General features: G+C 66.0%; 14 protein-coding genes. All 14 read left to right on the top strand.

Annotation, left to right across the window (positions count from 1 at the left end):
* Nucleotides 1-103: 103 nt before the first annotated feature.
* The 14 genes from GFD18_RS09670 (at nucleotide 104) to GFD18_RS09735 (ending at nucleotide 26,009) form a co-directional block, all read left to right on the top strand.
* A complete protein-coding gene (locus GFD18_RS09670; RefSeq protein WP_163200282.1) occupies nucleotides 104-1,321 on the top strand; it encodes a zinc ribbon domain-containing protein in 1,218 nt (405 codons plus the stop codon).
* Between the two features lie 19 nt (nucleotides 1,322-1,340).
* A complete protein-coding gene (locus GFD18_RS09675) occupies nucleotides 1,341-2,366 on the top strand; it encodes a serine hydrolase (protein ID WP_163200283.1) in 1,026 nt (341 codons plus the stop codon).
* A 498-nt stretch (nucleotides 2,367-2,864) separates the two neighbouring features.
* Nucleotides 2,865-7,526: a PD-(D/E)XK nuclease family protein gene (locus GFD18_RS09680; RefSeq protein ID WP_225433052.1), complete on the top strand. Its 4,662-nt coding sequence runs from the start codon at nucleotides 2,865-2,867 to the stop codon at nucleotides 7,524-7,526.
* Nucleotides 7,523-11,725, top strand: a complete 4,203-nt coding sequence (locus GFD18_RS09685) for an ATP-dependent DNA helicase (protein ID WP_163200284.1) — start codon at nucleotides 7,523-7,525, stop codon at nucleotides 11,723-11,725. Before GFD18_RS09680 ends, GFD18_RS09685 begins: the two co-directional genes overlap by 4 nt.
* A gap of 140 nt (nucleotides 11,726-11,865) precedes the next feature.
* Nucleotides 11,866-13,212 carry an MFS transporter gene (locus GFD18_RS09690; protein ID WP_163200285.1) on the top strand — a complete coding sequence of 449 codons (1,347 nt, stop codon included), beginning with the start codon at nucleotides 11,866-11,868 and terminating at the stop codon, nucleotides 13,210-13,212.
* A 62-nt stretch (nucleotides 13,213-13,274) separates the two neighbouring features.
* Nucleotides 13,275-14,606 (top strand): MFS transporter, encoded by a 1,332-nt coding sequence (locus tag GFD18_RS09695; protein ID WP_163200286.1) that lies wholly within the window; start codon nucleotides 13,275-13,277, stop codon nucleotides 14,604-14,606.
* A 73-nt stretch (nucleotides 14,607-14,679) separates the two neighbouring features.
* Nucleotides 14,680-15,426 (top strand): 4-hydroxy-tetrahydrodipicolinate reductase, encoded by a 747-nt coding sequence (gene dapB / locus GFD18_RS09700; RefSeq protein ID WP_163200287.1) that lies wholly within the window; start codon nucleotides 14,680-14,682, stop codon nucleotides 15,424-15,426.
* 286 nt (nucleotides 15,427-15,712) lie between these two features.
* A complete protein-coding gene (gene dapA / locus GFD18_RS09705) occupies nucleotides 15,713-16,618 on the top strand; it encodes a 4-hydroxy-tetrahydrodipicolinate synthase (RefSeq protein ID WP_163200288.1) in 906 nt (301 codons plus the stop codon).
* Between the two features lie 57 nt (nucleotides 16,619-16,675).
* On the top strand, nucleotides 16,676-18,475 hold the full coding sequence (locus GFD18_RS09710; RefSeq protein WP_163200289.1) for a ribonuclease J: 1,800 nt from the start codon (nucleotides 16,676-16,678) through the stop codon (nucleotides 18,473-18,475).
* A gap of 115 nt (nucleotides 18,476-18,590) precedes the next feature.
* Nucleotides 18,591-21,185 (top strand): aminopeptidase N, encoded by a 2,595-nt coding sequence (pepN, locus tag GFD18_RS09715; protein WP_163200290.1) that lies wholly within the window; start codon nucleotides 18,591-18,593, stop codon nucleotides 21,183-21,185.
* Between the two features lie 17 nt (nucleotides 21,186-21,202).
* Entirely contained in the window at nucleotides 21,203-22,882 is a 1,680-nt protein-coding gene (locus tag GFD18_RS09720; RefSeq protein ID WP_163200291.1) for a PucR family transcriptional regulator, read from the top strand.
* A gap of 366 nt (nucleotides 22,883-23,248) precedes the next feature.
* Complete coding sequence (locus GFD18_RS09725) at nucleotides 23,249-24,193, top strand: ABC transporter permease (RefSeq protein ID WP_163200292.1); 945 nt, start codon at nucleotides 23,249-23,251, stop codon at nucleotides 24,191-24,193.
* A 15-nt stretch (nucleotides 24,194-24,208) separates the two neighbouring features.
* Complete coding sequence (locus GFD18_RS09730) at nucleotides 24,209-25,102, top strand: ABC transporter permease (RefSeq protein ID WP_163200293.1); 894 nt, start codon at nucleotides 24,209-24,211, stop codon at nucleotides 25,100-25,102.
* Nucleotide 25,103: 1 nt separating this feature from the next.
* Nucleotides 25,104-26,009 carry an ABC transporter ATP-binding protein gene (locus GFD18_RS09735; RefSeq protein WP_163200294.1) on the top strand — a complete coding sequence of 302 codons (906 nt, stop codon included), beginning with the start codon at nucleotides 25,104-25,106 and terminating at the stop codon, nucleotides 26,007-26,009.
* The last annotated feature ends 139 nt before the right edge of the window (nucleotides 26,010-26,148 follow it).

The following is a 26,148-nucleotide window of genomic DNA, read 5'->3' on the forward strand; positions in this document are numbered from 1 at the left end:
ACCATAAGCAGCCATAAGCAGGGTCGTCGGGAGACCGGCGGCCTTTGCGCGCCCCGCAAACAACCACGACGAACAACCGAATGAGGACGAGAAGAGGACGACGATGAAATTCTGCACGAACTGCGGCGAGCAACTCGACGAGGAGGCCAGCTTCTGCACGAACTGCGGCCAGCCGGTCGACGACGCCGAACTGGGCGACACCCTCGCCGGCGATCCGGCGCTGGGGGAGACCATCATCCGCGGCAGCGACGACCCGCAGTCGCTGCCGGCCATCGACATGCCCGAGGAGGCGCCCGTGCAGGCGGCGCCGACCGTCAGCATGACGCCGGTCGACCCGCAGCCCCGACAGACCGTGCCGGCGGCCGGTTCCGTGGCCCCGCAGCCGCAGGCCGGGCAGCCGGCCGCGCCGGGAGCCGCCGGCGGCAACGGCAACGGTCCGAAGAAGAAAAACCTGCCGCTGATCATCATCGCCTCCGTCATCGCCGCGGCGCTGTTCATCTGCGGCGGCATCGTCTACGCCTACAACGCCGGCGCCTTCTCCGACGACGGCGACCAGAACAGCGAGCCGACGGCCACCGCCACCGTCACCAAGACCGCGACGTCCACGCCGACGGCATCCTCGTCCAGCCCCACCCCGAGCCAGACCGCCACCACCAAGGCCGCCCCCGCCCTGGACCCCACCAAGCTCGACGCCATCGTCAACAAGTACTCCGCTTCGAACTCGGCCGTCGCCGTCGTGCCGGTCAACGGCGCACAGGCCTACTACTCGCAGCAGGCGAACAGCAAGTACGTGGCCTCCGGCCTGTACCTGCCGGTGTATCTCGAAGCGCACAGCACCGGCAACTCCACGGCCGCCAGCTACGCCGACGCCATGATGAAGACGATGAGCAACGAATACGGCAACAGCGCGATCAGCGCCATGGGCGGCCGATCATCGCTCAACAGCTGGCTGTCGAGCCAGGGCTACACCAACACCGACTTCGAGCGTGACTTCGGCGACGTCTCCGCCTCGTCGGCCGGCTACGAGAACTACACCTCCGCCGCCGACGCCGCCAAGATGCTCGTGGCCACCGAACAGGCCGGCGGCACCGGCCTCATGGCCTACAGCCTCGCCTCCGAAGGCGTCTCCGCGCCGGCCGGCACCTCCATCAACGGCCATCGCGGACAGGGAATCAAGAACGCCTACAACTTCTTCATTGTCATGAAGTCGTCCAAGGGAGCCGTCGGCGTGGCCGTGATGACCCAGAACCAGGGCCGCAGCGTCGCCGTGCAGATGGCCAACGACATCCTCGCCGAAGTCAACGCCGAACTGCTCAAGTAGTCGGAGCGAAAACACGAACATGGCAGTGAATGGTTCCGATACGCCGCAGCACAGCGGCGGGCACGGCGCCCATGCCGGCTCGCCGCGCCGCGGCGGACTGGCGGCGATCGTCATCGTCGTTGTCGTCATGGCCCTGCTGGCCTGCGTCGCCGTGATCTCGGTGCGTCGGCATAACGCGGCAACGAGTGCGTCGTCGGTATCCTCGTCGGTCGCGTCGTCGTCGAAACAGGCGCCTTCGACGGCGTCGGCAAGCGCCACGAAGAAGGCCGTCCCCACCGTCGACCCCGCCGAGGCGGCCAAGCGGTCGAAGCAGAGTCAGCTCGACGGACTCAACACGAAACTGGCCTCGCAGATCGCCGGCTACCCCGGCACCTGGTCGGTGTACGTGGAGGATCTGAAGACCGGCGCCTCGACCTCCATCAACAATCATGTGCAGCCATCCGCCTCGGTCATCAAACTATATGTGATGCTCGCCGTCTATACGAAGATTGACGAGGGCGGGATGCAGGAGGACTTGGCCACCAACGATCTGCTCACGCAGATGATCACCGTCAGCTCGAACCAGGCCACCAACACGCTGGTCAATCTGCTTGGCAACGGCGACACCAACGCCGGACTCGACGTGGTCAACCAGGTGGCGAAGGCCAACGGCTTCAACGAAACGCGGATGAAGGACCTGCTCTACGATTCAGGCACCCACGACTCCAGCCTCAAGCAGACGTCGGTGTCCGACTCCGGCAGGTTCATGGCCAAGGTGTATCGCGGACAGCTCGTCTCGAAGCAGGCGAGCGAGAAGATGCTGAACCTGCTGCTGCAGCAGCAGCGTCGCGCGAAGATCCCCGCCGGACTGCCGCAGGGCACCAAGGTCGCCAACAAGACCGGCGAGATCATCGGCACCGAGAACGATTCCGCGATTATATATGGCACGGCCTCGGACCATAGCAGCGACTACGTGCTCACCGTGATGACCCAGAACGTGGAGAACGGCACCGCCCAGACCCAGATCGCCGCCCTCTCCACCACCGTCTGGGACACGCTGCACTAGTCATTGTGGTCGGCGGCGGCCGGCGGTTTGCGGATGGTCTACGGGCGTAAGCCTACCGGTCGGATGCATGGTGTCTCGTGGATTCGAGCGAGTATCGTGATTATTTGCGATGCATGCCATGCGTATGACCTCATGGTGTTGGACGCGAACGGAAAATCGCCGTATTTGCGTTGTGGTCCAGCGAATCTCAATCAATTCGATGGACCACAACGCATTTCGCGCCATATGCAACGCAATCCATCAATTTCGACCATGATTTGATGGACTGCGGTGCTTTTCGCTGTAAATACGGCGCAATCCATCACATCCCAAACATCGGCAATCCAAGAACCGCATGATTCCAACGTTCTTGAAAACACCCTGCTCGTTTTTCGATGGACTACGCCACAAATTCCTTAAAATGCACCGCGCTCCATCGCGATGAATCATAAGGAACGTCGTTTTGCGCGACGATGACCGAATGGCCGCATATCCAACGGTATCGTGGTGGATATGACGATGGAATGCACCAGGGATGAGGCGCTGCAACTGGCGAAGCGCCTGTATATCGGCATGCTCGGCCGGCCGGCCGACGGTCATGTTTCCGGACCTGCCGATGGTCGGCGTGGTTTCGACGATGACGACGATGCCGCGCAGGTCACCAATACGCTGCTGGTCGCCGGCGCCCCGCGCAGCGGCAAGACCGAGTTCGCGTTCGCCGCCCTGCTGGCCGCGCTGGATGAATTCGGCGAGGACGCCGCGGCGATGACCGTATCCGGACGCGTCGCCGCCGAGGACTTGGGCAATCGGGTGATCGCGCATATCGGCGCGACCTCGCAGGCACGACCCGTCACCACATTGTCCGCGCTCGCATTCCGCATGATAGCCGCGGCCCGCTCGCATGCCGGGGAATCCGCGCCACGACTGCTCAACGGCGCCGAACAGGACGCTTTGCTGCGTTCCGTGCTCGCCGTGCACGTGTCGCATGTGCAGGCCGGCGACCAATGCGACACCTGCCGGCTGCTCGGCGCATACTTCGCCGAATCGCATTGGTCGAACCTCATCGCCGCGGATGCGGATATACGGTCGGCGCCGAACAGGCCTTCGGGCGCAAACGGGCAATCGCAGCCGAACACGCCGACGTCGACGAGCACGCAGACGCCGCCGAACGGACGGCCCGGCGACGAACACCGCGCCGATACGACCGACACCCTGCTGATCCGTGGCATCAGCGACGCGTTCGTCAACCAGCTGCGCGACATGCTGGCGCGTATGAACGAACTCGGCGCTACCCCGAGCAAAGAGGACGCCATCGTCGAAACCCTCGCCGACAACCGGGGCGAGGCCGGCATGGCCAGCGAACGGCTCGCCGCGCAATGGCGTCTCGCCTTCGCGCTGCGTCGCGAATACCAGGCCGCCGTTGTGAACGCCTACCCCGACGAGTACCGTCTCGACGCCTCGCAGCTGCTGGCGGTCGGAGCACAGGCGGCAGCCGGAGTCGATGTCGCGGACCTGCCGCGTGCCGTGATCGTCGACGACGCCCAGGACATGACCCTCGCCGCCATGGCATTCCTGCAAACGCTGGAACGACGCGGCTGCAAACTCGTGCTCGTCGGCAACCCCGACGAGGCCGTACAGGGATTCCGCGGCTCGTATCCGGAATTCCTGTTCCTCCGCGCGGTACAACCGGCCCCGCACGCCATGGCTGCCGGCGATGACGATGCCGTCGGCACCATCGACGACCGTGACCTCGGCCGACTCGGCGCGCTCGCCGTCACACTGCGCGAACGAACCGGAAACGAACAGGCCGGCAACAAAGACAACGAAGACAACGAAGATGCGGAGCATCCGGTCGACGCCTCGCCCGTTCCCGAGGCCCCCTCGTACCTCGATTTGGTGGCCTCGCGCATATCGCTGGGCATTCTCTCCGTGGAGGCGAACCCGCAGCCGGTCGCACGCCGACTCGGCAAGACGCCACGATACCGCGGCGCGATGCCGATTGTCGCGACCGACGAGACGCAGGACCTCGCGCAGGACGGCACCGTGCGCGGCGCACTGTACCGCAGCGTCGGCGAGGAGCTCGACGACGTCGTATGGCATGTGAAACGCGCCCACATGGTCGACGGCCGTTCATGGAACGACATGGCGGTCATCGCCCACGACAACGCCACCGTACGCGTGTTCGGCGAACGGCTGCGGCGCGAAGGCGTGCCCGTGCGATACTCGACGGTCACACGCCCACTTAAGGAGGAGCCGTTCGTACAGGGCCTGTTCGCCATGATCGAACTGGCAAGACTGCGCAACGAAGGACTCGCCGAACGCATGATCGCCGGCCGGATGAGCGGCCCGCGCACCCTGGCCGCGCTGGTCCGCGCCCGCATGCGCACGCTGCTCGCCAGTCCGTTGATCACCGTGCAGCGGGGGAGCGGCAGCCGGCCGATGCGCATGGACGCCGTTACCGCGGCACTGCGCTCGCTGGAATCGTTGTCACGTGTGATCGGCTCCGAAAACGATGATGCCGCATCAGGCGGTCGCCACGCACTGCAATCCATGATGACGCAATGGGCCGGACTGTCCGACGCATTGTCGACGGCGCAATCCGAAAGGCAGGACAGCGCCGGCATCGTCATCGATGATTCCGTGTTCAACGGCGAGACCACCGGCGACAAGTCCGGCAACGCCATCGTCGGCCCCGACGCAACGGATGCCGGCCGGACCATGCCGTTCAACGCCGACGCCATGCTGTTGCTGCTTGCGCAGGGCGGGGACGGCGCGGACCAGGTGCTGCAGTCCGTGCATGCCGTGCTCGGCAGCCGCGGCGACTACACCGATCCGGAGGCCGCGGCATTCGCCCGCGCATGGGGAATGATAGGCGAACTGGCCGAATCCATGCGCACGATGCCGGTGCGGGAGTCACGATACGTGCTGTGGCAGGCATGGCGGACCAGTGCGGTGGCCGAACGTTGGCAGCGCGAGGCATTGGAAAACACCGAAGACGGCCGTGCAGCCAACGACCGGCTCGACGCCGCCATGAGGCTCTTCCAATTCAGCGAGTCGTCCGGCGCCAAGCGGGACGTCATGGACTTCATCGACCAGGTGCGCAACCTGGAGATCGAGGCCGACTCGCTGGCACACGTCGGACCGGTCGAACAGGCGGTGACCCTGACTACACCGGCCGGCGCCGTCGGACGGCATTGGGGACTGGTCTGGCTGCCGGCCATCCAGCAGGGCGTCTGGCCGAATCTCGCCGCACGAAACACCATGTTCGGCACCGAGGACCTCGCCGACGTCATGCTGCACGGACGCATCGGCGCCATCGGCGGCGGCGATATCGCGTCCGGCCGTTCGGAACGCATGGCATCCGTGCTGTACACGGAGAAGAAGAGCCTGCTCGTGGCGTTGACCCGCGCGGACGAACGCGCATACGCCAGCGCGGTCGCGGACGACGACCACACGCCGTCGGATTTCCTCTACGGATTCATGCCGGAACGGTTCCATCGCACCGAAGAGCCCGAATACGTCGAGGTCGGCCAGGAGGGCGAGTTCTCCGGCCTGGAATTCAGCGCGCGCGGCATCATCGCCGCGGCGCGCGGAACCTTGGGCAGATACTATCGGAACGCCGAATCGGCCGACGACGTCAATGATGTAGTAGACGACGCGACCGCCGCAGACGCCGCGCGTACGCTGGCCTATCTCGCCGAACACGGCGAGAGCGAGGCCGATCCCGCGCATTGGCCGTTCCTGCACACGGCATCGCAGGCCGTTTCGGACGCGGACGATCGCGCATCGGACGATCGTGCCTCGGACGACATCACGGCGAATGATGCGGCCGACGCGGCGCCGCAATCCGATTCCGCAGCCGCCTCCGGCATCTCCTCGAACGCCGACGCCGTATTCGCCATCGAATCCCTCCCGACCGGCGTTCCGGCGAAGGAACAGGAACGATTCGCCGCCGACGATGAAAAGACCACCGTGGTCACGCTGTCGCCGTCCGCCGTGGACGGCATCTGGAACTGCCCCGTCTGCTGGCTGATGGACAACCGGTTCGCCGGACCCCGCCCCTCCGGCGTGGCGTCCGGCTTCGGCACCATCATCCATGCGGTCGCCGAACGGGCCAGCGCCGAACACCTCGACCTGCCCGAACAATGGGACGGCATGATGCGTGACGACGCCGTGCAACGCATAGCCGACCGCATGACCGAGATCTATCGGGAACTGCGCGTCGACCCCGATGATGCGGCAAGCGTGGCCGAACGATACGCGGCCCTGCGCAAGGACCGCTCCGCCCCAGGACTGCTGCATCACATCGCCGAATACTTCGTCGACAGCAACGACGCCGCCTATGCGGCGACGAAGAAGGTCACCATACCGGTCGGCACGCTCGTCGCCGCCGAATGCGAGAAGCCCTTCGTCGCACGGTTCGGTCTTGACGACATCGTCCGTGCATACAATGCCGTGCCAGACTCCGAGCCGGTCGACGCCGACGAACTCTACGCCATCATGGGCACGCTCGTCGGTGGTTGGCCGCAGGGCATGCGGCCGGACCTCGGCATCCGCATCTCCGGACGCATGGACCGCGTGGAAGTGCGCCGGACCGAGGGCGGCCACAAGCAGATTCGCCTCATCGACTACAAGACCGGCCGCACCCGAACCGCCAAGCAAAGCTTCAGCGACCTGCAGCTCGTGTGCTATCAGCTGGGCCTGCTGTTCGACGAGCAGACACGACGAAGCGAAGGCGCCGCCGCATCCGGTGTCGCGGACGTCGACATCGCCCAGTCCGGCCTGTTCTTCGTGGCGGGCAACGCCTCACCGTCGAATTTCTACGGACCGGAGGGCTGCCATCAGCCCGCGCTGTTCCGCGACGGCCATCTCAACTCCGATGGATTCCTGCCGCGCAATCGCGTCGGCATGCTGTCCCGCCTGTTCGACGACCCCGAGCTGCCGGCCATGCGGCCCGACGACGTGGGCGAGGACGCATGGAAGCGTCTGCTCGGCGAGCGCGGCACGCAGACGCTATGGGCGCTTACGATGATCGCCCGTGTGTTCTATGCCGCCGGGGCCGTCGAATCGCAGCGGCTGGTGGCGCATCCCGATCCCGCGCACGTCGACGGCTGCTGGCATAAGGACAGCTGCCCGGCCTGCGCCGACGACATCACATCCGTACTGGAGGTCCGCTCATGACGACGTTCACCGATACCGCGGAACAGGCCGCGGTCATCAACGCTCCCGCACGCGACGACGTGCTGGTGGTGGCCGGCGCCGGCTCCGGCAAGACGTATACCATGACCCGGCGCATCATCTCGCTGATCGAACGGGGGGTGCCGGCCGAACGCATCCTCGGCCTGACGTTCACGCGCAAGGCGGCGTCCGAACTGCTGTCGCGAGTATCGGCCGCCGTATTGTCGGCGTCGACCGATGGGAACGCCGACGGAGATGCCGACGATGAGGGAACGGCGGCCGATCCCGACCGCGCGTTCCTGAAGCCCGACATCTTCACCTACGATGCGTTCTTCCAATCCATCGTTCGCCAATACGGCCTGCTCGTCGGCATGGACCAGAACACGCAGCCGCTGAGCGACGCCGGCGCGTTCCAATTGGCCGGCGACGTGGTCGGCCGGCATATGACGTTGCTGTTCGCCGCCGGCAACGACGAGGACGCCGATGCCGGCGATGATTCCGCGCCGACGCTGGACGACGGCGAATCCGACCTCGGCGCCTTCTCCACGCTGACCGGCCAGTTGATGGCGCTTTCCCACGCGATTTCCGATGCGATGATCGGCGGCGACGTCATGACGTTCCACGACGCCGTGGAACGCGTGCGTCGATGGGACGGCGCGTTCATCGAACGGCTGACGACGGCCATCGGCGACGAGACCGTCGACTCGGCGGAGCCGAGGTTCAGCAAGCCGCCGAAGCGTCTGAAGAAGGACACGGACGACTCGTACGCCGAGAAGATCGCGGCGTACGAGGCGAAACGACGCGAGGAGATTCATCGGCATGCGTTGTTCTCCTGCGGCAGGCTGCTGGCGTCGACGCGCCGCCGGGAATTGCTGCTCACGCTCGCCGAGGAGTTCCACGAGGCGAAGAGTCGCGCCAACATGGCGGAGTTCAGCGACTTCACCATCGCCGCGTTCCAGCTGGTGCGACGGTTCCCGTCCATCGGCGAGGAATACCGGCGCCGATACTCGCATGTGTTCTTGGACGAGTATCAGGACACATCCACCACGCAGGCCACGCTGCTGGCCGCGTTGTTCCACGTGGAACCCCGTGATGCCTCGAATCGCGGCGTTTCGGCGCATACCGCGGTCAACGCCGTGGGCGATCCGTTCCAGTCCATCTACGCGTGGCGAGGCGCCAGCCCCGGCGCGTTCCGCATGTTCCAGCATGACTTCGGCATGGATATGCATGGCCGCCCGTATGCGCTTTCGCAGACACGGCGCAACTCCCGCATCGTGCTCGAGGCTGCCAACGACCTGACCATACCGCTGCGCCGGACCCCACGACGCCCCGGCAGCTCGCTGATGCGCGAGGTGGACGTCGCCGCGCTGAACCCCATGGAGCAGGCGCCGCTGGGTACGCTCGGCGTGCAGGGATACACGAACCTCGGCCAGGAGATCGACGCCGTGGTGCGGTTCTCCAAACAGGCCATCGCGCTGTACGGCGTCGACGCCGAAACCGGCGAGCGCCGTGACGGCACGCATGTGGCGGTGCTGTTCCGGTCCAAGACCGCGTTGCCCGCGTACCGTGACGCCTTGGAGGATGCGGGCCTCACCTGCGAGGTCGTGGGGTATTCCGCGCTGTTGGAGCGGCCGGAGGTGCGTGACCTGCTGGCGTTGCTGCACGCGGTCGCCGACCACACCGACACCGGCGCGCTCATGCGGCTCATGGCCACGCCGCGATTCGGTCTCGGCGCAGACGATCTCAAGGCCGTCGCGGCCGTGGCGGACCAGCGGAATCTGGAATACCGGTATCGTTCTCTTGTCGAGGCCGGGCTGGCCGTCGGAGACGAGCCTCGTCGCGAATGGGGCGGCATCGTCGCCGCCCACCGCGACGTCGTGCCCAACGGCGTGTTCCTTGCCGACGTGCTGATGGACGAGCATGTGGAGCGCATGCTGCGGCCCGTCCCGGCATCCGCGGCATCCGGCAGGACCGTATCCGACGGGGGAGTGCGGCTGCTGGCCGAGGTCTCCCATATGCTGCGGGCCGTGGAGGCGTCGGCGCATCGTCCGCTTGTCGACGTCATCCGTGTGGCCGTCGAGGCGCTGGGGCTTGACATCGACTGCGTGGTCGCGCAGTCGATGGCCGATGCGTCCGGCCGGCGAACGCCCACCGACGCTCGTGCCTCCATCGACGCCGTCATCGACCTGGCCAACACGTATCTGCAGGAGCTGCCTGACGGCACGTCGCCGTCGCTGCGCGGCTTCGTCTCATGGGTCGACGCGCTGGGTTCGGTGCCCGAGGCCTCGCAGGGCGTCAGCTCCGGCAAGGCCGACGTCACGCTGATGACCATCCACCAGTCGAAGGGCCTCGAATGGGACGCCGTCGCCGTGGTGGGACTGAAGAAGCGCGGATTTCCCAGCTCGCAGGGCGATCACCTGAGCGTCAGACCCGACGACGAGCATATCGGTGGCGTGAAGGACGGCGTCTGGGAGCCGCCGGAATACCGGGAGACCGCGCGCACGTGGCTGGTGGATCCGACCGCCGTTCCGGTGCCGATCCGTGTGGATTCCGGCATCCTGCCGCGTTTCCCCCATGACGCCGACGTGGAATCCGATCCGATTGCGGAGCTTGACGGTCTGGCCACGGCGGAGGCCATCGCCACCGAGGTGTTCGTCGCCGATGCCGAGGCGATCGCTTCGGTATCGGCCGCCGGCCCGGACGATACCGCGCCGACCGGCGACGAAGGGCGCTTCCTCAGCCAGGAGGAGGAGTACGGCCGACGGCTCCATGCCGACGAGCGTCGTCTGATGTATGTGGCGTTGACCCGAGCCCGATACGACGCCATGCTCACGTTCAGCGCCGACGGCGACATGTCGTCGCTGCCGGCCGACGACGCCAAGCCACTGGACGTCGAACGCGCCGCGTCGAACTTCTGGATGGAGGTGCACGAGGCATTCGCCGCACATGACCGGGCCGTGAGCGAACCCACGAACGTCGGATCCGCGGCCGGCGGCGGGAAGTCGGTTCCGTCGGCGTTGACGCAGTCCGTCGCCGGCCTGTTCGTCGGCGAGCGCGCACAGGAGTACGAGAACGCCGTCGTCGGCGGAGCATGGCTCGATCCCCATGACGACGATTCGGACGAGTCGGAGCACCCATGGCCGCGTCCGCTGGAACCCGTGGTGGCCGACGCGATGCGCCGCAGCGCGCGGGCCGTCCGACGGCAGATGGCCGGCGACGGCCACGACGGCCAATTCACGGCCGGGGAAGCAGACGTCTCCATCCCCGATTCCGCAGGCGATTCGACACTGCTCGCCCATGCCAGAAGACTGGTGGAGGCGGGCCTGTTGTCGTCGTCCACGGGCGGCCGCGACGATGATACGGCGACTCGTCCGGACGACGTTGCCGCGCTGCGTGCCAAGGGCGAGCGCATCCTGATGACCGGGCGCCAGAACGTCACGGCTATCCAGGCGCGGTCCACCGCCTTGGGCGACGGCGATTCGGAGGCCGAACGCCGGCTGTGGGCCGGCATCGTCCGGCCGATTCCTCGCGTCGCCTCGCCGAGCGCACAGGCCGGCACGATATTCCACGACTGGGCGGCGCGATTCATCTGTCCGAACGGCGGCGACGCCATGACCGCATCCGGTGATGTGGCCGTCGGCTCGCGTGCCGCCATGATGGACGACCTTCGGCGCCGCGAACACGAGCTTGCAAAGGATGCGGCTTCCACCGGCGCGCCATCCGGCGAGCCGGATGACAGCGCCTCGGGCGCCGGCGTCGACGGAAAGCTGCTGACATGGCAGCGTCGCCTCGCCGATTCACGATGGGCCGGCAGGCGGGCGATCTGGGCGGAACGCTCCATCGTCGTCGCGGTGAAGGACGGCTCCGGTGCGACGCGGATCGTCGACGGCAAGCTCGACGCCGTGTTCCACGGAGGCCTCGATCCCGATGACACGACCAAACGGTTCACGATCGTCGACTGGAAGACCGGACGCAAACCCCACGACACGCAGGACGTCGCCATCAAACTTGCCCAGCTTGATATGTATCGGCTACTGTTGTCGCGAATCGAAGGAGTGCCGCTGGCAAGCATCGACGCCACGCTGTACTACCTGAGCGTTGACGACGAGGCGGAACGCGAACTGCACGCCCTGCCCAAGGGCGAGGCCGAGATCATCAGTGAGCTTGACGGCGGTTTGCCTCCGCAGTCGGACAACGATTAACGCGAGCGGAAGCCAGGCCGCCCGCCGCGGGCCACGGAACGACGCGGCCGCGGCGGAATCCCTGCCCATCGGATTGGACGCAGGGCGGCTGGTTCGATGGCGCCCCACCCGTATTATCGAGTCCGAGGAAACGATACCGAATGTCGAATTCGCATCCGAACGCATCGCGCCAGACCATCCGCCGAACGCCGGGCAAACGCCGCGAATCCCCATACAGGACCATCTTCCGCACGCCCGGAGCCAAGGCCTTCTCGGCGGCGGCGGCCGTGGCCCGACTGCCCATATCGATGATGGGACTGGGCATCGTGCTGGCCCTCAACCACATCTACGACAACTGGACCACTGCCGGCGTGATGAGCGCCGTCTACGTGCTGTCCGCCGCCGTGGTCACGCCGTTCTACGCGCGGCTGTTCGACCGGTTCGGCCAGCGCAGGGTCGGTCGCGTGGCCCTGGTGCTGCAGGTCATCGCCATGCTGTCGTTCGCTCTTGGCGCCCTGCTGCGCATACCCATTCCCGCGCTGTTCGTACTGGCGGTGCTCATGGGCATCACCCAGTTCGCGTTCGGCGCGCTCGTGCGCACCCGGTGGGCATGGGCGCTGCGCGGCGAAAAGGACGATACGTTGCTCAACGCCGCCTATGCGTTCGAATCGGCCATCGACGAGACGGTCTTCGTGCTCGGACCGATTCTCGCCGCGTTCCTCGCCACCTCCGTGCATCCCGTCTCACAGCTGGTCATGCCGGCATTGTGCGCGCTCGCCGGCGGCATGGTGTTCTTCTCGCTGAAATCCACGCAGCCGCCGGTGGTCGCCACCATCGCCGACATCGCATCGGACGGCTCCGGCAGCGTGGTCGGCGGCGACGGCAACGTGCTCGAAGGCGCCGACACCCGTAAGATACGCGCGCGCGGCCACGTCCGGAGCGCACTGGTCTATCCGGGCATCGCCCTGCTGGTCGTCGTGTTCGTGGCGTTCAACATGAGCTTCTCCGCGTTCGACGTGTCGGTCACGGCCATCACCAAGTCCATGGGGATAGAGAAGATTGTCGGCCTGCAGCTGGCCCTGTTCGCCGTGGGCTCGCTCGTCGGTGCGCTGGTGTTCGGCTCGCTTAAACTCAGGGGCTCCCATTGGAGCCACATGGTCGTGCTGCTCGCCGTGCTCTCCATATGGTACGTGGGCTTCCGCATGAGCGCCGACAACCTCGTCGTGCTCGGCGTCCTCGAGGTGTTCGCCGGCCTGTTCGTGGCGCCCACGTTCGCCACCGGCAACCTCATCGTCAAGGACATCGTGCCCGACGAATCGCTTACGGAGGGCCTCTCCTGGCTGGCCACCGGCAACTCGGTCGGCGTCTCGCTCGGCTCGTCGGTCGCCGGCGTCGTGCTCGACGCCTACGGCACCCACGCCGGCATGTGGATTCCGTTCGCCGCCACCGCCTGCTCCGTTCCCCTCGCCGCCGTGGCCTGGCTCCTCGCCCGGCGCCGACGCCGGTGACGGCGAACAACGGCGGGGAATGATATGCCGCCGTGCGTACGATGGGCGATATGAATCAGCATATGGGAGAAGATCGCGCCTCGGTCAGGGGACGCGTATCCGAGAACCCCGGATTCAAGACGCGCAAGGGAGGGGCAAAGGCATACGCGACATGGGCGGTGGCCATGGCCGGATACGTGTTCGCCGTCACCTGCCGCTCGTCGATGTCGGCGACGGGCATCACCGCGGCCGAGCATTTCCACACCACAAGCACGGCGCTGTCGATGTTCCTCTACCTCCAGCTGTTCGTATACGCGATCATGCAGATACCGGCCGGCGTGATGCTCGACCGCTTCGGCGCGCGCAAGCTCATCGCCACCGGAGGATTCCTCATGGCGGCCGGACAGATGATGATGGCCGTCGCGCCCGTCACCTCGCTGGCCATCGTCGGCCGCGGCATCGTCGGCATGGGCGACGCCATGACGTTCATCTCCGTCATACGACTCGTCTCCGCATGGTTCCCCCTTTCACGGGTGCCGCTCATGAACCAGCTGACCTCCATGCTCGGCGGCATCGGACAGATCATCTCCATCTACCCGTTCGTCTGGCTGCTGAACCTGACGAACTGGCAGACAGCGTTCCTCTCCCTGACCGGCGCGGGCGTCTGCATCGCCGCCTGCGTGCTGCTCGGCGTACGCGACGACCCGCGGCAGAGGGGCCGGCGCCACGAACGCCCCGCAGGCGGCATGAAGGCGGCCCTCGGCGGGCTGAAGGCCGCGCTCGGAACCCCCGGCACATTCTGCGGATTCTGGGTGCACGCCACCACATGGTTCTCCATCAACATGATGAACCAGCTGTGGGGATTCCCGTTCCTTCTCGCCGTGGAACACTGGTCCAGGACGCAGGCCAGCGCCTACCTCGCCATCGGCATGGTCATCAACGTGGCATGGGCGCTCGTCATGGGCCGAATCGCCGGACTCCACCCCATCCACGGCCGTGCCGCCGTCGTCTACGTCACCGTCGGCGCGCAGATCGTCTGCTGGACCATATTGCTGCTGACGCCCGGACCGCATCCCACATGGTTCATGTGGCTGCTGCTGCTCGCCATCTCCAGCGGCGGCCCCGCCTCGAACATCGCCTTCGACTTCGCGCGCGACACCAACCGTCCCGAGAACCTCGGCGCGGCCACCGGATTCGCCAACACCGGCGGATTCCTCTCGTCCGCCATCGTGTTCCTCGGCGTCGGACTCATGCTCGACGCGCAGGGCGCCACCGACCCGAGCCTGTACACCGACCACGTGATGCGCGTGGCCGTGCTCATCCAATACCCGTTGTGGGCGCTGGGACTGACGGCCTTCACCATCATGCTGCCACGCACCATGCGCGTCCTGCGCCAACGCTTCCATCGCGACTGATCGTGGTTAATCGTGGTCTCCGTCCATACTTATACGCAGAACGAAAAACAGAACCATATATAAAGGAGCAGCCATGATCAAGGTTTCCGTAGTCGGTGCGAAAGGCCGCATGGGCGGCAACGTCGTGAACGCCGTCACCGACGCCGACGACACCGAACTCGCCCTCGCCCTCGACGCCGGCGACGATCTGACCCGCATCACCCCGGACAACACCGACGTCGTCGTCGAATTCACCGTGCCGTCCGTCTCCCTCGACAACGTGCTCACCCTCATCGGCCAGGGCGTCGACGTGGTCGTCGGCACCACCGGCTGGACCGACGAGAAGCTCGACCAGGTGCGCGCCGCCCTCGCAGCCGCCCCGCGCAAGGACCAGGCCGTGTTCATCGCCCCGAACTTCGCCATCTCCGCCGTGCTCACCGACTACTTCGCCGGCATCGCCGCCAAGTACTTCGAATCCGCCGAAGTGGTCGAGATGCACCACCCGAACAAGGTCGACGCCCCCAGCGGCACCGCCATCCACACCGCCCACACCATCGCCGAGGCGCGCAAGGCCGCCGGACTCGCCCCCGTGCCCGACGCCACCGAAACCGACGGCGGCTCCCGCGGCCAGGTCGTCGACGGCATCCACGTGCACGCCGTGCGCCTCCGCGGACTCAACGCCCACGAGGAAGTGCTGCTCGGCAACCCCGGCGAACAGCTCGTCATCCGCTCCGACTGCTTCGACCGCGGCTCCTTCATGCCCGGCGTCCTCCTCGCCGTCCGCAACGTCGGCTCCCACCCGGGGCTGACCATCGGACTCGACAACTTCCTCTCCCTGTAGTCGGGGAATAACGGAGCGTCGTCTGCGTTGCGGCAGACTCGACGTATGGCATACGCCTTCGCCTGCCGCGCCTTGACGCCGCACGCGGTATTCCCCGACTAGGCCGTTGGCGTTGGGTCGTCTGCGTTGCAGGAAACTCGACGTATTGCATACGCCTTCGTTTCCTGCGCCTTGACGCCGCGCACGGTATTCGCCCGGCTGCGGCTTTGGCGGCACGTGTTCGCCATTCGGAAGGAATCGGCGGACGGGCTTCCGCTCGTCTTCGGCGGTAGCTAAGTTGAGCAGTATGAGTGACGGTACTATGCATCTCCTTGATCCGGCCCCGTTCGGGCGCATCCTTCCCGCAATGGTCACCCCGATGACCGCCGATGGCAGCGTGGACTACGAGGCCGCGCAGGCCCTGGCGCAGCATCTGGTCGCCGACGGCGCCGACGGCCTCGTGGTCAACGGCACCACGGGCGAATCCCCCGTGACCCACATGGACGAGAAGGTCGCCCTGGTCAAGGCCGTCAAGGAGGTCGTGGACGTACCGGTGATCTCCGGCGCGGGCTCCAACGACACCGCCCACACCGTCCGCATGGTGGAGCAGACCCAGGAGGCGGGCGCCGACGCGGTGCTCGTCGTCATGCCGTACTATTCGCGTCCGAGCCAGGAAGGCATCGTCGGCCACTACAAGGCAGTGAACGAGGTGGCCGAGAAGCCGATCATCGTCTACGACGTGCCCGGCCGCACCGGACTCAAGGTCTCCATCGAAACCTACGACCGTCTGGCCGAACTCGACCACGTCAAGGCGGTCAAGGACGCCACCGGCGACCTCGCCGCCGCCGTGGAGAAGCAGCAGCGCACCGGCCTCGCCTGGTATTCCGGCGACGACGGCCTGTTCCTGCCCTTCCTGTCCATCGGAGCCGTCGGCATCATCTCCGTCATCGCGCACGCCGCCGCCAACCCGATGCGCCGGCTCGTCGAGGCGTTCGACTCCGGCGACATCGCCACCGCGCGCCGCCTCGCCAACCAGCTGGCGCCGCTCGTGCACTCCCTGAACGGCGACGGCTACCAGGCCGTCATGGCCAAGGCCGCATGCAAGATCAAGGGATACATCCCCGACACCACGATGCGCCTGCCCAACATCGGACCGAACGCCGACCAGCTGGCCAAGGCCGAGGCGGGCATTCGCGCCGCGGGTCTGCTCTAGGCCCAATCAGCGTCGTCTTCGCAGAGGCGAAGGCAAGAAAACAAGAAAACAAAGAGAATGGCAAACGAAACCAAGAAAAAGAATTCCAACTCTCGCTCCTCCCGCAGGGGAGGCTCCCGCCGCGGCGGTCGCCGCAGCGCGCCCCAGAACAGCCAGCCGCAGGAGAAGAAGCTCGTAGCCCCGCCGAAGTACCGCAAGGGCTCGATGCGCATCACCCCGCTCGGCGGCCTCGGCGAAATCGGACGCAACATGAACGTGATCGAATACAACGGTCACCTGCTGCTCATCGACTGCGGCGTGCTCTTCCCCGAGGAGGAGCAGCCGGGCGTCGACCTCATCCTCCCCGATTTCAGCTACATCAAGGACCGTCTCGACAAGGTCGAGGCCCTCGTGCTCACGCACGGCCATGAGGACCACATCGGCGGCGTGCCCTACCTGCTCAAGCTGCGCCCCGACATCCCGCTCATCGGCTCCAAGCTCACGCTCGGCTTCGTCGAAGCCAAGTGCAAGGAGCACCACCAGAACCCCACCACGGTGGAGGTCGAAGGCCGCGATCGCCTCAAGGTCGGTCCCTTCAACCTGGAGTTCGTGACCGTCACCCACTCCATCCCCGACGCGCTCGCCGTCATGGTGAAGACCCCGGCCGGCAGCCTCATCGACACGGGCGACATCAAGCTCGACCAGCTGCCGCTCGACCACCGCATCACCGACCTCGTCGAATTCGGCAAGCTCGGCGAACAGGGCGTCGACCTGCTCATGATGGACTCCACCAACGCCGAGGTGCCCGGCTTCGTCAAGCCCGAGACCTCCATCGGCCCGGCCCTCGACCGCGTGTTCGCCGAAGCCAGCCGCAAGATCATCGTCGCCAGCTTCTCCAGCCACGTGCACCGCGTCCAGCAGGTCGTCGACGCCGCCCACAAGTACGGCCGCAAGGTCGTGTTCGTCGGCCGTTCGATGGTGCGCAACATGGGCATCGCATCCGACCTCGGCTACCTGCACATCCCCGAAGACACCGTCATCGACCTCAAGCAGGCCAACGACGTGCAGGACGACAAGCTCGTCTTCATGTGCACCGGCTCGCAGGGCGAGCCGATGGCGGCGCTCGGCCGCATCGCCGACGGCAACCACCCGTACATCAAGGTCAACGAGTTCGACACCGTCATCCTCGCCAGCTCCCTGATCCCGGGCAACGAGCACGGCGTGTACAAGGTCATCAACAAGCTCGTGCAGATGGGCGCCCGCGTCGTCAACCGCGACAACGCCGCCGTGCACGTCTCCGGCCACTGCAACGAGGGCGAGCTGCTGTACATGTACAACATCGTCAAGCCCAAGTGCGCCATGCCGATCCACGGCGAGAACCGTCACCTCGTGGCCAACGGCCTGCTCGCGGTCAAGACCGGCGTCGACCCGAAGAACGTGGTCCTCGCCGAGGACGGCGACGTGGTCGACCTCTACCACGGCCAGGCCGCCATCGTCGGCTCCGTCCCCTGCAACTACGTGTACGTGGACGGCGACTCCGTCGGCGAACTGACCGACGAGGAGCTCGAGAAGCGCCGCATCCTCGGCACCGAGGGCTTCGTCTCCAGCTTCGTCGTGGTCGACACCGAGACCCGCGAGGTCGTCAGCGGTCCGAAGATCTACCTCAACGCCGTGGCCGAGGACGAAAGCGAATTCGAGCACGTGCGTTCGCAGATCGTGCAGAACCTCGAAGACGCCATGATGCAGGGCACGAAGAACACGCACCAGCTGCAGCAGATCATGCGCCGCACGCTGGGCAGCTGGGTCGCCCGCAAGCTGCATCGCCGTCCGATGATCGTCCCCGTCGTGGCCGACATCGCCCAGGACCTCGAAAACTGAGCCGATAGGTCAGGATAGGCCAGAAGGTCCGGAATATGGCTCCCCTCCGTGAGGGGAGCCTGTTATATATACGCCGATACGCAACCGAACACACGAACACAGAAGGGGAAAAACCATGCCGGGAGCAAATCTCACCAAGGTCGAGGCCGCCGAACGCGCAGACGTCGTCTCGAACGCGAAATACACCGTCGAACTTGATCTGACGAAGGGCGCCAGGACCTTCGGCTCGGTCACGACCATCGAATTCGACGCCAAGGCCGGTTCGTCCACGTTCCTCGACCTGATCGCCGACTCCGTCTCGTCGATCGTCTTCAACGGCGAATCCGTCGACACCGCCGCATACGACGACTCCCGCATCGCGCTGAACGGCCTCGAGTCCCACAACACCGTCGTCGTGACGGCCCTGTGCGACTACTCGACCACCGGCGAGGGCCTGCACCGCAGCGTCGACCCCTCCGACGGCAACGTCTACCTCTACACGCAGTTCGAGGTGCCGGACGCCCGCCGCGTCTACGCCGTGTTCGACCAGCCCGACATCAAGGCCACGTTCGACTTCACCGTCACCGCGCCGAAATCATGGGACGTCATCTCCATCGGCACCGTCGACAGCGTCGAGAACGTCGACGTGACCACCGAGCCGGGCACGCTCGGCGACAAGCCCGCCGAAACCGCCCGCCGCTGGACGTTCGCCACCACGCCCGTCATGAGCTCCTACCTCACCGCCCTCGTCGCCGGCCCCTACGCCAGCTGGCACACCGAATACGCCAACGAGGACGGCCGCACCGTGCCCATGGGCATCTACTGCCGCCAGGCCCTGAAGGACGCCATGGCCAAGGACGTCGACTACCTGTTCGACATCACCAAGAAGGGCTTCGCCTTCTACAACGACCAGTGGAACGTGCCCTATCCGTACGCCAAGTACGACCAGCTGTTCGTGCCCGAATACAACGCCGGCGCCATGGAGAACATCGGCACGGTCACCATCCGCGACTCCTACGTGTTCGAATCCAAGGTGACCGACGCGCTCGCCAACCGCCGCGTGGAGACCATCCTGCACGAGCTCGCCCACATGTGGTTCGGCGACCTCGTGACCATGAAGTGGTGGAACGACCTGTGGCTCAACGAATCGTTCGCCGAATTCATGTCCACGCTCGCCACCGCCGAGGCCACCGACTGGTCCAACGACTGGGCCACCTTCTGCGCCGGCGAGAAGAGCTGGGCTCTGCGCCAGGACCAGCTGCCCACCACGCACCCGATCGTCGCCCCCATCAACGACCTCAACGACACGTACGTGAACTTCGACGGCATCACCTACGCCAAGGGCGCCTCCGTGCTGAAACAGCTCGTGTTCTACGTGGGCCGCGAAAAGTTCTTCGAGGGCATCCACAACTACCTGACCGGCCACTCCTACGGCAACGCCACCCTCGCCGACCTGCTCGGCGAACTCGAGAGGACCAGCGGCCGCGACCTGAAGGCATGGAGCCGCCAGTGGCTCGAATCCGCCGGCATCAACACCATCGCCACCGAACTGGAGACCGCCGAGGACGGCACCATCGAACGCTTCGTCCTGCGCCAGAGCGCGCCCGCCGAATACGACGTGCTGCGCGTGCACCGCCTCGCCGTCGGCTTCTACGACATCGACGACGCCGGCAAGATCGTGCGCACCGGGCGCATCGAACTCGACGTGGACGGCGAGACCACCGAGGTCGCCGAAGCCAAGGGACTCAAGCGCCCGGCGTTCATCATGGTGAACGACGACGACCTGACCTACACCAAACTGCGTCTCGACGCCGAATCCCTCGAATTCGCGCTCGACCATCTGCCCGACTTCACCGACGCGCTCACCCGCGCCACCATCTGGCTGAGCCTGTGGGACATGACCCGCGACGGCGAACTGCCCGCCGAACGGTTCATCGGCACGAGCCTGCGCGCCCTCGCCACCGAAACCGAATCCACCACGTTCCGTTACGCGCTCGCCCAGGTGAGCACCACCGCGCACCACTACGTGGCCGCCGCCCGCCGCGACGACGTGCTCGAACAGGTCTCCGACCAGCTGTGGAAGCTCGCCAACGATGCTGCCGCCGGCTCCGACAACCAGTTCCAGCTGCTCAAGGCGTACCTCGGCTACGGTCACGACGCCGGCTTCGAATCCAACGTGCGCGGCCTGCTCGACGGCACCCTGACCCTGCCGGGACTCGACATCGACAACAACCTGCGCTGGTCGCTCATCCACGCGCTCGCCGACCAGGGACTTATCGATGCCGACGGCATCGACGTCGAGCTCGCCCGACGCGACACCACCGAGAACCGTGAGTTCGCCGTGGGCGCCAAGGCCGCCATCAACACCGTGGAGGCCAAGCAGTGGGCGTGGGACCAGGCCCTCAACAACGGCGATCTGACCAACTCGCAGCTGGAGGCGGTGGCCTACGCGTTCTCCGGCACCGACAGCCGTGAACTCGCCGACCCGTATGTGAGCCGCTTCTTCGACACCATCGACTGGGTGTGGAAGAACAAGACCTACCACATGGCCGAAACGCTGCTTAACGGCCTTTACCCGGGCTACGCCGATCCGGCCGCGCTCGTGGCCGCCGGCGACGCATGGCTCGCCGCCCATAAGGATGCCGACCGCGCGCTGAAGAGGCTTGTGGTCGAAAACCTCGCCGGTTCCCGACGCACCCTCGCCGTCCAGCGCTACAACAACGCGCTGTAGGGGCGGAAGAGCGGACCATGCGTGGTGCCTCGTTCTCGCAGCGTGACGACTCCGGCGAAGGCATCACGCTCGACCAGTTGCTCGCCGACCCGTCGCTGAAACTGCGCCTGATATGCCCCGGCGCCCAAGGCGCGTTGAAACGGCACATCTCGTGGGTCCATCCCGCCGAGATCCTCGACATCGCCATGTGGAGCGAGCCGGGGGAGGTGCTGCTCACCACCGGCGCGAACTTCCCCACGGAGTCGATGGACGCCGACGACGACCATACGCTGCTGGTCAACGCCCGCAAGGCGGTCGGCCTGCCGGCGAGATTCTCGTCGGCGTCGGCCGCCTACCGGGAATGGTGCGACGCCTACGTGACGCAGCTGAGCCAGGCGGGCGTGCTCGCCATAGGATTCGGCGTGGCCGTCAAGCACCCGGCCACGCCCATGGCGCTCATCGACGCCGCCAACCACGTCGGGCTGCCGCTGTTCGAAGTGCCGTTGGAGATTCCGTTCTCGCCGATATCCAAGGCCGTCTCCCGCGCGCTCAACAACCGTCACGACGATGCGCTGCGGCAGTCGTCGCTGCTGCAACGCCAGGTGCTCAAGGCCGCGGCCGGCGACGATTCCGTGCACGCGTCCATCGTGACCGCCGCGCGGCTGGCATCCGGTTGGGCCGCCTACGTCGACACGGACGGCACCGTGCTCGACATCTCCAACCGCACCTTCGGCAAGCAGGCGCAGGACTGGGCGATGAAACTGGCGGCCAAGGTCGCCGAGGCACGCTCGAACCCGAGCCTCACCACGGTGTTCGGCTCCGACTCCGGCCGTGACTTCTGCGCCGGCGTGGTCCACGACTCCTCCGGTTCCCATGACCGCCTTGTAGGCATCGTCGTCGTCTCCGCCGTGCAAAGCGGGAGAACCGACACCCTGCTGCGTTCGGTGACGATGGTCACCGCCGACGTGCTGTCCGTCATCGTTCCCCGGCTCAGGGGAGAGGAGCGCCGCATCCGCAGGCTGCGCTCCGCATGCATCGGCGCGTTCGCGCAAGGCCACGGCACCGCCATGCTGTCGATGGCCGACGAGCTGTGGCCGTCCGGCATCCCCCAGCCGCCGCTGCGCCTTATCTGCGTGGACGGCGAGACCCGCATGACGGAGCGCCTCTACCGTTCGCTCGACGACGACGTCACGTCACTGGTCGACGACGGTGCCGCGATGTTCGGCGAATACGACCGACGGCTATGGGTCATCACGGCCGCCTCGGCCGCGCAGAAGGTCGAGGGCGAGCTGCTGACCCGCGACGGCATCGACTTCGGATCATGCGACTGCTCGTCATGGCAGGCCATGGAGGAACGCATCCCCGAGGCCGTGCAGGACCTGCATCTGCGCCGACTGGGCGAGGACGGACGCTCCTTCTCCGACATGTCGGTGCACGAGCTCATCCGTCCCGACCTCGCCGTCGTCTACTCGCAGGAGCTCCTGAAGCCCCTGCATCATCTTCCCCGGCAGGAGGCCGACGCGCTGCTCGCCACCATCCGCGAGCTGCTGGCCACGTCATTCAACGTCGGCGCCACGGCGAAGCGCCTCGACGTCCATCGCCACACCGTCGAAAACCGATTGAACAAGATAGAACGCCTGCTTGGCCTCGACCTGTCGCAGGAGGCGTCGAGGGTGCGGTTATGGATCGCGTGCTCGTTCATCCGCAGCGGCCGATGATTCACGAATCGCAGGATACATGTCGTTCTGGGCGGGGAAACATCCCTATCCCGCGATTCGTGAATCACGAACGCGGAATTTCGTATGTAAATTCCGCGTTATGTTCTGTTACCGCTTGTGTATGTCGAATGTTACGGCGATGGCGCGCGGCGCCCGCCGTCATTCGATGATTTTCGTTGCCATTCCAACGAATTAGAACAATCAAAAATATTTTCCGCCATATTTCGTTACCACGATCCTCGAATGGACAATATGACCATGATGACATCGATGTTGGATTGATTGTCCATTGTAGAGCACCCTCGTATCGAGAAGACTCCCTATATAGACGCGTGAAACGGACGCCTACAGGAGAGGGGTACCAATATGAGCGGTTCGAAATGGCTATACATCGGTAAGCGGCTGCTGCTGCTTATCCCGACGGTGTGGGGATGCGCCACGCTGACGTTCTTCCTGCTGAAGCTCACGCCGGGCGACCCCGCCGTGCAGGCGCTCGGTCCGAAGGCCAGCAAGCAGGCGCTCGCCGCCCTGCGCGACTCCTGGGGGCTGAACGACCCGCTGTGGCAGCAGTACCTGCGGTTCCTCGGCGACCTGTGCACCGGCAACCTCGGCACCTCGTACTCCGCGAAGGCGCCGGTCGCCGAGCTCATCGCCACCAGGCTGCCGGTCACGCTCATCATCATGGTCCTGGCCGCCGCGTTCGCCGTGGTCATCGCACTGCCGCTGAGCGTGTGGGTGGCCACGAGCGGCAACCGCGTCGTCACCGAGTTCGTGCGCATCCTCAACGCCGTGGCGCAGGGATGGCCGACGTTCTTCCTCGGCGCCATCCTGCTGCAGGTGTTCGCCATCCAGCTCGGCTGGTTCCCCATCGGCTCCGTCTCCGGCGGCGTGGACGTGGCGGCGCTCGTGCTGCCGTCGCTCGCCGTGGCCGTGTCCATCGCGCCGATCATCGTCCGCAGCCTCACCCAGTCGCTGCAGGATTCCGTGAACAGCGAGTACGTGAACTTCGGCAAGGCCAAGGGACTGAGCTACCGCAAGGTGCTGTTCGGCTACGCGCTGCGCAACGGCTCCATCTCCGCGGTATCCGTGCTCGGCATCCAGGTCGGCTTCCTCGTCGGCGGCACACTCGTCGTCGAGAACGTGTTCGCCGTGCCCGGCCTCGGCCAGCTGCTCATGGACTCCGTCATGAAGCGAGACCTCCCCGTGGTGCAGACCCTCACCGTGGTGTTCGGCATCATCGTCGTGCTCGTGTATCTGATCACCGACCTCGTATACGGCGCGCTCGACCCGCGTGCGGCCAAGCGCGGCTGAAAAGAGGAGAGAGAAATGCCCGAAACCAAGAAAATCCCCGTGGCGCAGGCCAGCAAGGACTACGCCAAGATCCGGCTCACCGGCTCCAAGCCCCGCAAACGCAGCCACGCCAACGCCGAGATCGTCATCGGCTGCGTGCTGCTCGGCATCATCGCCCTGATGGTCATATTCGCGCCGTTGCTCACCTCCTACGACCCGACGCACCAGAGCCTGCGCGAGGCCATGCTCGGCTCGTCGCCGGAGCACCTGCTCGGCACCGACCAGTACGGCCGGGACATCTGGGCCAGGCTCCTGTACGGCGGACGCATCGACCTGTTCGTCGCCATCATGGCCGTGCTCACGCCGCTGGTCATCGGCACCATCCTCGGCGCCGTCGCCGGCTACTTCGACGGCATCGTGCCCACCGTCATCATGCGGCTCGCCGACCTTGTCTCCTCGTTCCCGTTCTACGTGCTCGTCATCGTGCTCGTGTTCGTGCTCGGCAACGGCGGCACCTCCATCTTCATCGCCATCTCCGCGGTCTCATGGGTGCCGTACACCCGCATCAGCCGCGGCGAGACGCTTATCCTGCGCGACCGCGAGTTCATCGCCAGCTGCAAGGCCTCCGGCTTCTCCGACATCTGGGTGCTGTTCCGCCACGTCATCCCGAACATCGCCTCGCAGGGCATCGTCTACGCCATGAGCGACATCGTCATGAACCTCGGCATCATCGTCACGCTGAGCTACTTCGGCCTCGGCATCGTGCCGCCGACCCCCGACTGGGGCCAGATGATGAACGACGGCCAGCAGTTCCTCGCCGCAGGCGTCTACAGCCTCACCGTCATCCCCACCATCGTCATCATCCTGATCTCCCTGGCGTTGTCGTTCATCGGCGACGGCCTCGCCAACGTGCTGAAAGTGAGGCGCTAAGATGTCCGCCACAGAAACCACCGCCACCGCAACGACACCGGCAGGAACCCCCGACTACGAATACGCGCTCGAGATTGTCGACCTGTGCATCGACGTCGACAAGCACGGCGAGCGCGTCCCCGCCGTGAAGAACCTCACCATCCGCGTGCGCCCCGGCGAATCCCACGGCCTCGTCGGCGAATCCGGCTCCGGCAAGAGCCTCACCCTGCGCGCCGTGATGGGACTGTTCTCCAAGGGCGCCTACTACCGCTCCGGCTACATCAAGGTCTGCGGCAAGGAGGTGCTCGGCCCCGACGCGCCGCAGTACGACCCGTCCATGCGCGGCAGGGGAGTGGCCATGGCCTTCCAGGAGCCGGCCGTCGCATTGAACCCCATCATGAAGGTCGGCTGGCAGATCGTCGACGCCCTGCGAGAGCAGGAGCATCTGAGCCGTGCCGAGGCCCGCAGGCGCGCCATCGAGCTCATGGACAGCGTCGGCATCACCAATCCGGAGGACCGGTTCGACGCCTACCCGTTCGAACTGTCCGGCGGCATGCGCCAGCGCGTGATGATCGCCGCGTCCATCGCATGCAAGCCCAAGGTGCTGCTGTGCGACGAGCCGACCACCGCCCTCGACGTGACCATCCAGGAGCAGATCCTCAAGATCTTCCGCTCCATCGCCGACTCCGGCACCGCACTGCTGTACGTCACGCACGACCTGGCCGTCGTCTCCCAGCTGTGCGAAACCCTCAGCGTCATCTACCACGGCGAGATCGTGGAGGAGGGCACGCTGCGCAAGGTGTTCGATACCCCGGAGGACGACTACACGCGCCAGCTGCTCAGCTCGACGCCGTATCTCAAGGGCCGCATGAAGGCGGCCGCATCCGACAACGCCAAGAACGTCGACAACGCCAAGAAGGGGGAGTGACCGATGTCATCGTGGAGCGACATGATCGTCTCGGCCGAGGACAAGGCCGAGAAGGACGGTACCGAAGGACGCATCGTCAACCCGTTCGGCGAGGATTCGAGACCGCACGCGCACGCCACGCGTCTGCTCGACGTGCAGG

This window comes from Bifidobacterium saimiriisciurei, assembly GCF_010667655.1.
In the GTDB taxonomy this organism is placed as follows: Bacteria; Actinomycetota; Actinomycetes; order Actinomycetales; family Bifidobacteriaceae; genus Galliscardovia; species Galliscardovia saimiriisciurei.

Excerpts from the sequence above, each read along its gene's own strand:
- GFD18_RS09675 (WP_163200283.1), top strand. The coding sequence starts at position 1,341 with ATGGCAGTGAATGGTTCCGATACGCCGCAGCACAGCGGCGGGCACGGC.
- GFD18_RS09720 (WP_163200291.1), top strand. The coding sequence starts at position 21,203 with ATGCGTGGTGCCTCGTTCTCGCAGCGTGACGACTCCGGCGAAGGCATC.
- GFD18_RS09725 (WP_163200292.1), top strand. The coding sequence starts at position 23,249 with ATGAGCGGTTCGAAATGGCTATACATCGGTAAGCGGCTGCTGCTGCTT.
- dapB (WP_163200287.1), top strand. The coding sequence starts at position 14,680 with ATGATCAAGGTTTCCGTAGTCGGTGCGAAAGGCCGCATGGGCGGCAAC.
- GFD18_RS09680 (WP_225433052.1), top strand. The coding sequence starts at position 2,865 with ATGGAATGCACCAGGGATGAGGCGCTGCAACTGGCGAAGCGCCTGTAT.
- dapA (WP_163200288.1), top strand. The coding sequence starts at position 15,713 with ATGAGTGACGGTACTATGCATCTCCTTGATCCGGCCCCGTTCGGGCGC.
- GFD18_RS09695 (WP_163200286.1), top strand. The coding sequence starts at position 13,275 with ATGGGAGAAGATCGCGCCTCGGTCAGGGGACGCGTATCCGAGAACCCC.
- GFD18_RS09670 (WP_163200282.1), top strand. The coding sequence starts at position 104 with ATGAAATTCTGCACGAACTGCGGCGAGCAACTCGACGAGGAGGCCAGC.
- GFD18_RS09690 (WP_163200285.1), top strand. The coding sequence starts at position 11,866 with ATGTCGAATTCGCATCCGAACGCATCGCGCCAGACCATCCGCCGAACG.
- GFD18_RS09730 (WP_163200293.1), top strand. The coding sequence starts at position 24,209 with ATGCCCGAAACCAAGAAAATCCCCGTGGCGCAGGCCAGCAAGGACTAC.
- GFD18_RS09685 (WP_163200284.1), top strand. The coding sequence starts at position 7,523 with ATGACGACGTTCACCGATACCGCGGAACAGGCCGCGGTCATCAACGCT.
- pepN (WP_163200290.1), top strand. The coding sequence starts at position 18,591 with ATGCCGGGAGCAAATCTCACCAAGGTCGAGGCCGCCGAACGCGCAGAC.
- GFD18_RS09735 (WP_163200294.1), top strand. The coding sequence starts at position 25,104 with ATGTCCGCCACAGAAACCACCGCCACCGCAACGACACCGGCAGGAACC.
- GFD18_RS09710 (WP_163200289.1), top strand. The coding sequence starts at position 16,676 with ATGGCAAACGAAACCAAGAAAAAGAATTCCAACTCTCGCTCCTCCCGC.